Source organism: Solwaraspora sp. WMMD791 (assembly GCF_029581195.1).
Classification (GTDB): domain Bacteria; phylum Actinomycetota; class Actinomycetes; order Mycobacteriales; family Micromonosporaceae; genus Micromonospora_E.
The window spans coordinates 2,095,134-2,107,234 of the sequence record NZ_CP120737.1 but is presented as its reverse complement, the minus strand read 5'-3'; the positions used below and the strand labels follow the sequence as shown (position 1 = coordinate 2,107,234).

9 protein-coding genes are annotated in these 12,101 nt (G+C 73.7%); 4 read left to right on the top strand and 5 right to left on the bottom strand.

All coding sequences use genetic code 11. The features are described from left to right. Window positions 1-149: 149 nt before the first annotated feature. Window positions 150-953 (top strand): SGNH/GDSL hydrolase family protein, encoded by an 804-nt coding sequence (locus O7623_RS09130; RefSeq protein WP_282228177.1) that lies wholly within the window; start codon window positions 150-152, stop codon window positions 951-953. Between the two features lie 155 nt (window positions 954-1,108). Here the strand turns inward: O7623_RS09130 and O7623_RS09125 are convergent, their stop codons facing one another. The 5 genes from O7623_RS09125 to O7623_RS09105 all read right to left on the bottom strand — a co-directional run bounded on the left by O7623_RS09125 (window position 1,109) and on the right by O7623_RS09105 (window position 6,878). Then, window positions 1,109-3,691, bottom strand: a complete 2,583-nt coding sequence (locus O7623_RS09125; protein WP_282228176.1) for a CHAT domain-containing protein — start codon at window positions 3,689-3,691, stop codon at window positions 1,109-1,111. Window positions 3,692-3,701: 10 nt separating this feature from the next. After that, a complete protein-coding gene (locus O7623_RS09120) occupies window positions 3,702-4,619 on the bottom strand; it encodes a hypothetical protein (RefSeq protein ID WP_282228175.1) in 918 nt (305 codons plus the stop codon). A gap of 41 nt (window positions 4,620-4,660) precedes the next feature. Beyond that, on the bottom strand, window positions 4,661-5,638 hold the full coding sequence (locus tag O7623_RS09115) for a hypothetical protein (protein WP_282228174.1): 978 nt from the start codon (window positions 5,636-5,638) through the stop codon (window positions 4,661-4,663). After that, on the bottom strand, window positions 5,635-6,027 hold the full coding sequence (locus tag O7623_RS09110) for a hypothetical protein (RefSeq protein WP_282228173.1): 393 nt from the start codon (window positions 6,025-6,027) through the stop codon (window positions 5,635-5,637). The genes O7623_RS09115 and O7623_RS09110 overlap by 4 nt, the downstream gene beginning before the upstream one ends. Before the next feature lie 80 nt (window positions 6,028-6,107). Beyond that, on the bottom strand, window positions 6,108-6,878 hold the full coding sequence (locus tag O7623_RS09105; RefSeq protein WP_282228172.1) for a hypothetical protein: 771 nt from the start codon (window positions 6,876-6,878) through the stop codon (window positions 6,108-6,110). Window positions 6,879-7,071: 193 nt separating this feature from the next. On the opposite strand from O7623_RS09105, the gene O7623_RS09100 reads away from it, so the two are divergent. The 3 genes from O7623_RS09100 to O7623_RS09090 all read left to right on the top strand — a co-directional run bounded on the left by O7623_RS09100 (window position 7,072) and on the right by O7623_RS09090 (window position 12,084). After that, window positions 7,072-9,669 carry an FtsK/SpoIIIE domain-containing protein gene (locus O7623_RS09100; protein WP_282228171.1) on the top strand — a complete coding sequence of 866 codons (2,598 nt, stop codon included), beginning with the start codon at window positions 7,072-7,074 and terminating at the stop codon, window positions 9,667-9,669. Between the two features lie 5 nt (window positions 9,670-9,674). Continuing rightward, a complete protein-coding gene (locus O7623_RS09095; protein WP_282228170.1) occupies window positions 9,675-10,643 on the top strand; it encodes a hypothetical protein in 969 nt (322 codons plus the stop codon). Between the two features lie 115 nt (window positions 10,644-10,758). Further along, entirely contained in the window at window positions 10,759-12,084 is a 1,326-nt protein-coding gene (locus O7623_RS09090) for an ATP-dependent 6-phosphofructokinase (protein ID WP_282228169.1), read from the top strand. The last annotated feature ends 17 nt before the right edge of the window (window positions 12,085-12,101 follow it).

Here is a 12,101-nt window from a genome sequence, read left to right as displayed (position 1 = left end):
TAAGTGCAAGATCGTCGTGATCATGGCGCGACGGGTGCTCTTTCGGAGATGCAGATGTTTCGATAGCATTACCGGCTAGTAACAACAGTTACTCCCCACGGCCACGCGCGCGGCCCCAAGGATCCCCCCGTCCTTCGTGAGGTCCGTCCATGATCCTTCGCCCCCTGGCCCGCGCCGCGCTCGCGCTGGCCGTCACCCTCGGCGCCGTCGGCGCCGGCACCCTCGCGGCCGCCGCCCCCGCCCAGGCCGCCCCTGCCGTTCACTACGCCGCCCTCGGCGACTCGTTCTCCTCCGGCGTCGGTGCCGCCCCCTACGAGACCACCTGCCTGCGCAGCAACCGCTCGTACGCCCCACTGTGGGCGGCAGCCAACTCGCCGGCCAGCTTCCGCTTCGTCGCCTGCGGCGGCGCGGTCACCGCCGACGTGCTCGACAACCAACTGTCCGTACTGGACGCCAACACGACGATGGTCACCATCACCATCGGCGGCAACGACGCCGGATTCGCCGACGTCGTGCTCAACTGCCGGCTCGGCAGCGAATCCTCCTGCGCCAGCGCCGTCAACCGGGCCCGCGAGTTCGCCACCACCCAGCTGCCCGGCCGGCTCGACACCACCTACGCCGCGATCAAGCAGCGGGCCCCGAACGCCGAGCTGATCGTGCTCGGGTACCCGCGACTGTTCGAGGAGGTCCGCAACTGTGGGCTGTTCGCGGTCAGCCTGACCAAGCGCACCATCATCAACGACGCCGCCGACCTGCTCGCCGAGGTCACCGCCGACCGGGCCGCCGCCGCCGGCGCGACCTTCGTGGACACCCGGGACCAGTTCGCCGGGCACGGGGTCTGTGGAGCCACCCCGTGGATCAACGACTTCTCGGCGCTGATCGCCGCGTACCACCCGAACGCCGCCGGCTACCGCGACGGCTATCTGGCCGCGCTCAACTCGGTCACCAGCTGACGGTCATCGGCGTACCTGGCGGTCCGGTCCCCGACCTCACCACGGGGACCGGGCCGCCACAGCGGCGTACCGGGCCGCCACGGACAGGCAGGTCCGGCCGCCACGGACCGGCAGGACCGGACCGGTTGAACCGTCCGCGCCAAAAAGGTGCCGGGTCAGATCCCGACGTAGCTGAACGCTGCCCAGTAGCGGGCGTCGGCGAACGGCCGGGCCGACTCCCACAGCCGCACTGCCGCCGCCGACCGGTCCGGTCGTGGCCGCAGGGTCGGATACCGGTCGTGCGCCTGGGCATTGGTGCAGTCCCGCAGCCACCGCTGCGCCACCCGCAGCGCCTCGGCCGGAGCGCAGCCGTCGACCCGCCACGCGTCGTAGAACCGGCTGACGACCAGTGCCGCCGCCGCGCTGTCCACCGCCCACCCGGTGCCGACCACCCCGGCGCAGCCCGCCTGCATCAGCCCGGCCGGCAACCCGACGACCTCGTCGAGCGCGTCCAGGCCGATCATCGCGGTTTCGCAGGCGGCGAGCACGGCCAGCCGGCACCGCAACGGGGTACGCAGCAGGTCGGCCACGGTCAGCATCCCGTCGGCCAACCGGACCCCGCTGGACCGGGGATCGGCCACGTCCGCCGCCCCGTGGCAGGCGAAGTGCAGCACGTCGCGGTCGCCCAGCGCGGCGAGCACCGCCGCCCGGGTCGCCGTCGGGCCGGGGAAGCGGACCGTGTCGGCGAAGTGCGACTGCACCCGGTCGGCCTCGGCGGCGGCGTGGGCCAACGGTGCGGCCACCGGCTGCGGGTCGTCGACCACCAGCAGATGCCCCGGCGTCGGACCGTCCCCGGCCGCGTGCCGGGCGGCGACCAGCGCCCGCGCATTCGGTACGTACGTGACAGTGAGCCGGTCGAGGACGTGCGTACCGTCGGCCAGCCGCGCGGCGTGCAACGGCAACAGACCGAGCACCCCCATCGGTACGACGGCCACCGCGTCCACCGCCGGCAGCGCCGCCAGCACCGGACCCAGCACCGACGCCCCGAGCCAGCCGAGGAACCGCGTCAACTGTGCCGACCAGTCACCGGAGCGGGTGTGGCAGCTGATCAGATGATCGAGGGCGTGAGCCTTGGCGTCGTCGGTGCTCAGCTCCGGCAGCTCCACCAGATCCACGGCGTCGGCGTGGACGATCAGCGCGTACCCGGTGGTCTCGGCGGCGGCGAGGTAGACCAGCGGCGTACCGTCGGCGGCGGCCTGCCGTGCCTCGGTCAGGCCCGACGGCTGCAGGAACGACCCGCTGCCGGGCTCGGCCCGGATCGCCGCGACTGCCTGCCGCAACGCGGCCCGTGCCGGCTCCACCCGCAGCGGGTCGGCCGTCCGCCGGTCGGCGGTGGTGAGGTCCCGTACCTGGGCGGCTGCCGCCCGGTACGCGTCGACCAGCTCCGTGGGCACCTGCTCGAGGGCGACCTGGGACAGTTCGAGCGCCTCGTTGAGCAGCCGGGCCCGGCTCTCCTCCAGCATGCCGACCGCCGCCTCACAGTCCCCGGCGCGGGCCAACGCCAGCCCGTGCAGCACCGCGAGGTCGTCGCGGAAGCCGAGGACCCGTTCGCGGCTGGTCAGCAGCGCCTGCGCGTCGTACAGGTCACCGAAGGCCGTCCGGGCGTCGGCGAACCACCCGGCGGCGGCCCGCCACTCGCCGTCGAGCAGCGCCAACCGGCCCCGCTCCCGCCGCAGGTGCGCGCCGAGCATCGGCGGCAGGCCCGGCTCGGCCGTCAGCAGCGACTCCAACTGCCGGGCCACGTCCGCGCGGCGGGTGGGGTCCGCCGCGTAGTGGTCGAGCATGGCCAGGGCGAACGCGGCGGAGAAGGACTCTCCGTCTGCCTCGGCCAGCAGCTGCCGGGCCCGCTGCCGGCTGACCTCGTCGAACACCACCAGGTACGCATTGGCCGCCGCGTGCGCCAGCTCCGGCGTCCGTACGCCGTGCTCCTCGGCCCGCCGCAGCGCGGCCTCGATCAGCTCGCGGGCCTCGTGCAGTGTGTCGTCGTCACCGCGTACACGGTGCCGCTGCAGCAGCGCGAACGCCAGGTTGACCGTCGTGGTGGCGATCTCGGCCTCGTCCGGCGGATCGTCGCCGGCGAGCTCGGCCGGCGTCAGGTTGGCCCGCAGCAGCGCGACGGCGGCGTCCGCGTCGGCCTCGCTGGTGGCCGCGTCCGCTCGGGCCAGCAGCGCCAACGCGGCGCTGTCCCGGCGTTGACGGCCCGACCGCCCCGGCTGCGGTGCCGCCACCATCGACTGGCTGAGCGCGACGGCGTGCGCCAGATGCACATCGGCACCGCTGGTTACCATCCGTTTGAGTGACAGCTGGAACAGCGCCTCCCGCAGCTGCGCCTCCAGCGCGGCGATCCCGTCGGTCTCGACGGCGGTCAGCGGGTGGGCCGGCCGGTCCAGCTGGGGCAGGTGCTGCTCGATCTGGGCGATCGTCGCGTCCAGCAGGGCGACCAGCTCGCCGCGTGGGGTGATTTCGTCGACCCACCGGACCACGAGGTCCACCAGGTACGGCAGGTCGGTGACGGTCAGCTCGGCGTCCCGGGCGGCCAGCAGCAGGCCGGCGACTCCCCGGTGGTGGTCGTCGCGGGCCCGGTCGAGGTGCGCGCCGGTACCGGCGGAGCGGGTCAGAGCGGCCCGTTCCAGCAGCGCGTCGGCCAGTTGCAGCCGCAGCAGCACCGGCCGCGGCGGCTGGCGTCGTCGGCGCAGCATCATCACCCTCCTACCCGACGCGCTCGCCGGGCCCCGCGCCCGCATCGGTTCCCGCGAGCGCGTCGGTGAGCAGATCGATCTGCCGGTCCAGGTCGGCCGGGTCACCGCCGAGCCGGTAGCGCAGCCGCCGCGCGTACGCAAGATTGGTGCGCAGCCGGGGCAGCTCCTGACTGACGTCGTCGGCGACGGGCCGACTCAGCAGGTCCTCGTAGTGCCCGATGGCCGTGTCGATGGTCGACAGCCGGGCGTCGTCCGGGACCGCACCCTGCTCGACCTGCTCGACGAGGGCGTCGGCGAGGATCCCGGTGACTTCCAACCGGTGCGGCTCGCTGAGGCCGGGCAGCCGTAGAGCCTGCTCGGCGTGGGTGACGGCGGCGGCCAGGTCGGCCGGGTCGCGGTGCCAGCCGTACCGCTCCTGGTGCAGGTCGGCCAGGCCGAGCAGACAGATGACCAGGTTGTGGTCGGGGCCCTGGCTCAGTTCGAGCGCCTCCCGGTAGAGCCGGATGCCGGTGTCCAGCTCGTCGGGTGCCCGGGTCAGCTGGTAGCGCCGGGTGTGCCCGTCGGCGAGGTCGATCCGGACGCTGTCGCGGTAGGCGGAGTGCTCCGGCAGCCCGGCGACCGGCAGCCGCATCAGCCGGATGAACAGGTCGACGTCGGCGGCGACGGCGGCCCGCCCGGCCGGGTCCCACGCCTGCGGGTCCAGGTCGACCGGCGCTGGCCCGGCGAGTCCGATCAGGTTCCGTAGCCGCAGGTCGATGCGGGTGCGGACCGTCCGGCCGACCTCCCAGGCCATCGCCGCCCGCAGCGGCTGCTGGTCGCGCAGGTGGTGGTCGTCCAGCAGGGCGAGGCCCTCGTCGATCGCGACGTCGAGGTGGCGGGGGTCGCCGGTGGCGGCGAAGGCCTTGTCGGCCCGGTCGATGCGCGTCATCCGTACGCCGAGGGCGACCGAGGCACGAACGCGGCGCCACATCACGTCGCCCCGGCTGCGGTGTCCGTCGGTGGGGGAGCGGGAACGAACGTCGGTGGGGGAGCGGGAACGAACGTCGGCGCGGTGCCGGCCAGGCCACGGACCAGATAGGTGGTCAGCTGCCGGCCGGACCGCCGTTCGTCGTCGGGGTTGTCCGGCAGCGGCCACCGTAGCTGCCGGTACAGCTCACCCCGGTACAGGTCGTAGCCGGCGGTCAGCAGGTCGGCGTAGCTGGCGGCCCGCGCCGGGACCCACCACCCGGCGGCACACCCGGCCAGCAGCAGACCGGCCGGCACCGCCCAGGCGTTCCAGCCGGCGAAGGCGACGAAACCCAGACCCCAGATCACCGCCGCGACGGCGTTGTCCACCCCGACCCGGGCGCGCGCCAGGTCGGTACGCACCGGCTCCGGCAGTACGCACCACAGGTGCGGCCACACCGCGACCGCGTCCACACCGTACTTCTCGGTCGGGCCGACCTCGGCGGCCCGCAGCAGGTTGCCCACCGGCGTCGGCAGCAGCCACCGCTCGGCCGGCAATCGGTGCAGCGCGGCCTCGCAGTGGGCGTACCGGGCGGTCTGCGCCGTGCTGGCCTGTCCACTGTCGACCGGTCCGGCGAGCTGGCGCAGCTCGGCTGCCAGCGCGGCCCGTCGGGCGGCCGTCCGCGTCACCAGCCGGTCGCGCAGCCAGCCGGCGGGTCGCGGCCAGTAGCCTTCGAGCAGCCGTAGCACCGGCCGGGTCAGCCGTGCCACCAGCAGCGCCGAGGCGGACACCACGACGAGTACGCCGGCGAGCAGTGCCAGCTGCACCAGGCCGGGCAGCTCGGCGGCCTGCTCGCCGAGCCGGACCAGGCCGGCCCAGCCGCCGTTGCCGGTCAGCCAGGCCAGTGCCCCGCCGGACCAGAAGATCAGCGCCGGGCCGAGCCGGGTCACCGCCCGTTCCGCCAGCCGGCCGGCGACCGCCTCGGTGACGACGTCGATCATGCCGGCCCGGCCAGCACGAGGGCCTTGCCGTGCTGCGGGCAGATCGGCACCGGATCCGACAGGGAGACGCGGTACCACTCGACGTCGCCGTCGACCGGGCAGGCGTACCGCTGCAGGTCGGACCCGGCCCGGTCGCCGGCCAGCGGGGTGTAGCGCTCGCTGACCTCCTGCGGCAGCAGCCACGGACTCTCCAGGACGCGGGCGACCCAGGTGTGCAGCGCCGGCGACGACGCGACCAGCTCGACGAGGTCGTCGTCGATCGGTAGGCCGGCGCGGTCCGCGGCGAGCAGCTCGGCGATCCGCTGGTCGTACGCGGCGGCCTCGGCCGCGTCGAGCAGCGTCGGCAGGTAGCCGCGCAGCAGCCGGGCGACCCGCACCAGTTCATTCACTGTGGCCTCCGTACCAGTCGACCGGGCGTGCCGCCGCGCGTACCGACCGCGAACGGTCCACTCCACTATGCCCGGTCCGGTCAACCTGAGCCGGTGCCGGTGCCGTCCCGGTCGTCGCCCCGGTCGTCGTCGCCATCGGATGCCGGCCGGTTGCTGAGGAAGTAGGCACCGAGCGCGCCGGCCAGGGTGCCGAAGACGACGACCGAGTACGCGGCCAGAATCAGCTCCAGAACCTGGGCGAACGGGTCCCGTGCGGCCATCCGCTGACCGGTGATCGTGGTGAGCGTGACGTCGTGCAGCGCCTGCGCGTAGCTCGGGTATGAGCCGGAGACGACGAGCAGCTGGCCGGCGGCGAGGATGAGGCTCACCGTCACCGCGACGAGCCAGGCGAGCCGGTCGGTGAGCAACCGGCCGGCGGAGCGTGAACCCCGTACGGCGGCGGAGATCGCCGCGCCGGCGCGGGCCGTCCGCAGCGCCAGCGCCACCCGGGCGAAGCGCAGCACCGGTACGGCGAGGAAGAGCAGCTGCCACCAGTTGCGCCGCCAGAACCGGCCGGGGTGATGGCGGCCCAACCAGGCCCGCAGCGAGAACTCGGCGACGAAGACCACCCACAGCACCCAGCTGGCCACGCCGAGCACGGCGGCCGTCGGCGGATGGGTGGTGACGAACTGCCCGATCACCAGGAGCAGGAACAGCACGCCGAGGATGCCGAGTGGCTTGTCGAGCCGGTCGGCGAACCGGCGCAGCATTTCGTCGCGCTCGGTCTGGTCGTGCTCCCTTCCGTCGCGGGCGTCCTGCCCGGTCTCGGTGCCGTCGGTGCCGTCGGTGTCGTCGTTGTCGCCAGGTCGCATCGATCGCACTTCCGACGGTGGTGGTGACACTCCAATGACGAATAATAAGGGCATTTCGGGTGTGCGGTCGCCCTATCGCCCGGTCCGGAGTGTCGGCCGGGTCGCGCCGGCCGCACCACGACGGCCGGGTTAACAGGGCCTGCCCGATTCGGATAGTGTTCCGGTGGCTACCCGAGTGGCAGGTGGGGGTGGGATGAGCTTCGGTGCCGCGTACCGCCGGGCGCTGGCCGCCCACCGGCAGGCCGTGACCCATCTGACCACCGCGCGATCGGCCATAGCGGACAGCCCGGCACCACCGCCACCGGATCTCGGCGACGTCACCGACCGGCTGCGCCGCGTCGGCGAAACCCTCACCACCGGTGCCACCAGCGCCACCCGGGACCTGGCCGCCGGCCCGGCCCCGGTCCGGGTCGGCCTGGCCCGCCCGGTCGGGTTGGCCGGCACCGGTGACCCGGTCGAGTTCCCGGCGCTGGTGCCGCTCGGCGCCGGCGCGCACCTGGCCATCGACGCCGACGCCCGGCAACCGAAGGTCGCCGCGCTGCTGCGCAGCCTGGTGGTCCGGCTGCTCGCGGCCGCTCCACCCGGCACGGTACGGGTGACCGCGCTGGACACCACGTCGATGGGTGCCACGTTCCTGCCGCTGCGGCCGCTGGTCGAAGCCGGTGTGCTGGCACCGCCGGCCGCCACCGACGCCGAAGCCAAGGAGCGCCTCGACGACGCCGACCAGCACGTGCGGGCCGCCCAGGCCCGCACCGGCGACCGGGCCGGCTCCGCAGGCCAGACGGCGGGGGAGCTGCTGGTGGTGGTCGCCGGGGCGCTGCCCGACGGGCGGGCCGAGCTGATGCGCCTCGCCGCGCTCACCCACGCCGGGGCGTCCGCCCGGGTCTGCGTGATCGTCGCCGGCTACCCACCGGCCGGCACCGGGGTGGCGCCGCCGACGCTGGGTGCCACCACCCTGATCAGGCTGGACAGCAACCGGGCCTTCGTCGGCGACCCACCGGGGCAGCCGTTCAGCGCCGACGGCTCCGGGCTGGCCGCGCCGGTCGCCCTCGACGGCGACCCGCCGGCCCGGGTGGTCGAAACCCTCGCCGGCCGGCTCGGCGAGATCCACCGACGCGAATCCACCCTGGACTTCGCCGACCTGCTGCCGCCCCGGATCTGGACCGAGTCGGCCACCGCCGGCCTGCACACCATCGTCGGCCGGGCCGGCCGCGAACCGGCGATCCTCGCCTTCGACGACGTCACCCCGCACTGGCTCGTCGGTGGGCGCACCGGCTCCGGCAAGACCGTCTTCCTGCTCGACCTGCTCTACAGCCTCGCCGCCCGCTACGCACCCGACGAGCTGGCCCTCTACCTGCTCGACTTCAAGGAGGGTGTCAGCTTCACCGAGTTCGTGCCGACCGGCCGCGACCCGTCGTGGATTCCACACGCCCGCGCCGTCGGCATCGAATCCGACCGGGAGTACGGCGTCGCCGTGCTGCGGGAGCTGCGCCGCGAGCTGAACCGGCGGGCGGCGGCGATGAAACGCCACGGCGTGACGAAGCTGGCCGACCTGCCCCGCGACGGCACCCCGACGCCGCGTACCGTCGCCGTGATCGACGAGTTCCATGTGCTGTTCGAGGGCAACGACTCGGTCGCCCGGGAGGCCGCTGCCCTGCTGGAGGAGCTGGCCCGCAAGGGCCGGTCGTACGGCGTACACCTGGTCCTGGCCAGCCAGAGCATGTCCGGCATCGACGCGCTCTACGGCAAGACCGACTCGATCTTCGGCCAGTTCCCGCTGCGGGTGGCGCTGCCCGGCGGCAACGGGGTCCTCGACCCGCTCAACCAGGCCGCCGGTGGGCTGCCGGTCGGGCAGGCGATCGTCAACGCCTCGGCCGGCATCGCCAACGCCAACACGGTCATCCGGTTCCCGGACGCGCACGGCGGGGCGCGGCGGATCGCCGCGCTGCGCCACGAGCTGTGGCAGGCCCGCGCCGCCGGCGCCCGCCCGCCGGCGATCTTCAAGGGGTACGAGGCGGCGCACCTCGACGGTGATCCGACGTACCGCTCACTGGCCCCCGGCGGACGGCGCCCCCTGGCGATGGTCGGCCGGCAGGTCGACGTGGACCTCAGCTCGGCGGTGTTCCCGCTGGACGCCACCCCGGGCCGGCACATCGCCGTGGTCGGCACCACCGGCCACGCCGCCGACGTGCTGCACGCCGCCACGGTCAGCCTGGCCCGGCAGGAGCCGGCCGGCCACGCCCGGTTCCTGCTGGCACCGCTGGTCGCCTCCGCCGACGAGGTCGCCGAGGAAACCGCCGACGCGCTGCACACCTTCGGGCATTCGATCACCCGGCTGACCGCCGCCGAGCTGCGTGAGGAGCTGCGCCGGCTGGCCAACCCGGACGGCACCGCCGCGCCGGCCGACGGTGGTCGGACGTACCTGGTGGTGTTCGGAATGGACGCCGCCGCCGGGGTGCTCGGCGCGAAGGACGAGATGTACAAGTCCGGGCTGGACGACCTGCAGGTGGTGCTGCGTCAGGGGCCCGGCCACGGCGTACACCTGCTGGGGTGGTGGCGTGGGCTGCGCCGGCTCGCCGACGACCTGGGCGGCTCACACAACCGCGACGACCTGGCCTGCCTGGTGGCGATGAACGTGCCCGGCGGGGAGCTCGGCTCCTACCTGGGCACCCACGACCTGGCGTACCGGCCGCGGCCGAACCGGGCGTTGCTGATCGACCGGCACGACCAGCGGACCCGGCTGATCGTGCCGTTCGCGTTGCCCGGCCGTGAGCTGGACGAGGAAGGCTGAGCGCGGTGAGCAGCGACTTCGACGAGTACGCCGCCCTGGCCCGGCACCTGCACGACCTGCACCGCACCGGTCAGGCCGGCTCGGCGCAGCACCAGACCCGCCGGCAGCGGCTCACCGGCTACGCCGACCAGCTCGGTCAGCGGCTGTACGCCCAGTGGCAGCGGCTGGCGGCGATCGCTCAGGCCGCCGGCGAGCCGGCTCCACCCGCGCCGCCGCCCATCGCTGCGACCCCGGCTGCCGGCAACGCGCCGGGCCAGCAACGATCCGGCGGGTACGGTGCCTCGCCGGCCGGTGTCCCGTGGCCGCCACCGCCACCGCCACCACCGGGCCGGGCGATGCCGGGTCAGGCGGGGCCGGGGCCGGCCGGGCTGCCGCCACCGCCGCGCCGCCCCGAGCTGGCCACCAGCGAACAACCGGTGCCGCTGTCCGCCGGGGCGTTCGGGCCGTCCGCGCAGGCCGAGCAGGTGCAGCCGTACGGCGTCGGCGCGGGCGCGGCCGGCCCGGTCTCGGCCGCGCCGGTCTCCGGTGACCCGGCGGCCGTCGGCGGGTTTCCGCCGGACGCGGAGCAGGAGCTGGAGGCGGCCCGCCGCCAGCTCGACGAGGCCGATGCCGCCGCCACCGAGGCGGAGCAGGCGGCGGCCCGCCCGCCGCTGCTGCCCGGCTTTACACCGCTGGCCCGGGCGGTCACCGTCTACCTGGGGTTCGCCGCTGCCGTCGCCGCCCTGCAGTTCGCCATCTTCCTGAACCCGTTCGCCGCCACTGTCGACGTCAGCACCAAGTTCATCTGGTCCTGCACCGGCTTCCCGGCGATGGGGTTCTTCGCCGCGTACTTCGTGATCAGCAAGTGGGGGCGGTCCCGGCTGGAGACCGACGGCGGTCCCCGGTTCCCGAAGCTGGGGTTCCTGATCAGTTTCGCCGGCGCCGCCGCCTCGATCCTTCTGCTGCTGGTCTTCCTTCAACTCGACGAGTTCTGAGTCGACCGGCTCGGGCTCGCCCGCCGATGTTGTAGCGTCTGGGGCCGTATCCTCGTGCGAGCAAGGCGTAACTTTCGGTAACGCCGTTGAAAACTATGGCCGGGACCATGGGCGGATGGCCGACGAGCCGGTGCGACTGGAGATCCGGACGCTGGGCGGGTGCCTGTTCGACTCGCCGCTGGCCCGACTGCTGCTCGGGCGCAACACCAGTTGGCACTACGTCGACGAGTCCGACCGGGTGCTGCTCGACGACACCGTCGGGATGCTCACTGGTCGGGGTCTGCCCATCGACGAGCTGCCCAGCCTCGAACCGGGCGGACCCCGGCAGAAGATCTTCTTCGAGCCGGCCCGGACCCGGGTCGGGATCGTCACCTGCGGTGGGCTCTGCCCCGGCCTCAACAATGTCATCCGGGCCCTGGTGCTGGAGCTGACCACCGGCTACGGGGTGCGGCAGATCGTCGGTTTCCGCAACGGCTATCAGGGGCTGGTCGCCCGGTACGGCCACGACCCGGTCCCGCTGACCCCGGCCGTCGTGGACCGGATCGACGAGTACGGCGGCACGATCCTCGGCACGTCGCGGGGCAACCAGGATCCGGAGGAGATCGCCGACACCCTCGACGAGCACGGCATCGACATCCTGTTCGTGATCGGTGGCGACGGTTCGATGCGCGGCGCGTCGCGGATCACCGAGGTGCTCGCCCGACGGGGCCGGCCGGTCGCCGTCGTCGGGGTGCCCAAGACGATCGACAACGACATCCCGTACATCGATCAGAGCTTTGGTTTTCAGACGGCGGTCGCGCACGCCACCGACGTGATCCGGGCCGCGCATGTGGAGGCCACCGCGTTCCCGGGCGGGATCGGGCTCGTACAGCTGATGGGCCGGCACTCGGGTTTCATCGCCTGTTACGCGGCCCTGGCCACCCACGACGCCGATTTCGTCCTGGTGCCCGAGGTGCCGTTCGCCCTGAACGGCCCGGGTGGTTTCCTGGCGCACCTGCGTCGCCGGGTCGCCGAGCGGGGGCACGCGACGGTCGTCGCCGCCGAGGGCGCCGGCCAGGAGCATCTGGCCGGCGAACCTGTCGGCCACGACGCGTCCGGCAATCTGCGGCTGCACGATTTCGGCCGCTATCTGCGGCAGCGGATCGTCGAGGACTTCGCCGCGGCCGGGCGCGAGGCGAGTGTGAAGTACATCGATCCGAGTTACACGATCCGTGGGGTGCCGGCCAACCCGTACGACAGTGTCTACTGTATTCGGTTGGCGCATGCGGCGGTGCACGCGGCGATGGCCGGTCGGACGGACCTGGTGGTGGGCCGGTGGCGGGGCAGGTTCGTGCATGTGCCGATGCCGCTGGTGGTGAGCTCCCGTAACCAGGTCGACCCGTACGGCGACCTGTGGTTGTCGGTCCTGGAGGCCACCGGTCAGCCGCCGCTGCTCACCTGATCGAGCGGCGGGAAGCC

Bases quoted from the DNA above. Each gene is read 5' to 3' on its own strand.
- O7623_RS09120 (WP_282228175.1), bottom strand. From the start codon at position 4,619: ATGACGCGCATCGACCGGGCCGACAAGGCCTTCGCCGCCACCGGCGAC.
- O7623_RS09100 (WP_282228171.1), top strand. From the start codon at position 7,072: ATGAGCTTCGGTGCCGCGTACCGCCGGGCGCTGGCCGCCCACCGGCAG.
- O7623_RS09105 (WP_282228172.1), bottom strand. From the start codon at position 6,878: ATGCGACCTGGCGACAACGACGACACCGACGGCACCGACGGCACCGAG.
- O7623_RS09130 (WP_282228177.1), top strand. From the start codon at position 150: ATGATCCTTCGCCCCCTGGCCCGCGCCGCGCTCGCGCTGGCCGTCACC.
- O7623_RS09125 (WP_282228176.1), bottom strand. From the start codon at position 3,691: ATGCTGCGCCGACGACGCCAGCCGCCGCGGCCGGTGCTGCTGCGGCTG.
- O7623_RS09115 (WP_282228174.1), bottom strand. From the start codon at position 5,638: ATGATCGACGTCGTCACCGAGGCGGTCGCCGGCCGGCTGGCGGAACGG.
- O7623_RS09090 (WP_282228169.1), top strand. From the start codon at position 10,759: ATGGCCGACGAGCCGGTGCGACTGGAGATCCGGACGCTGGGCGGGTGC.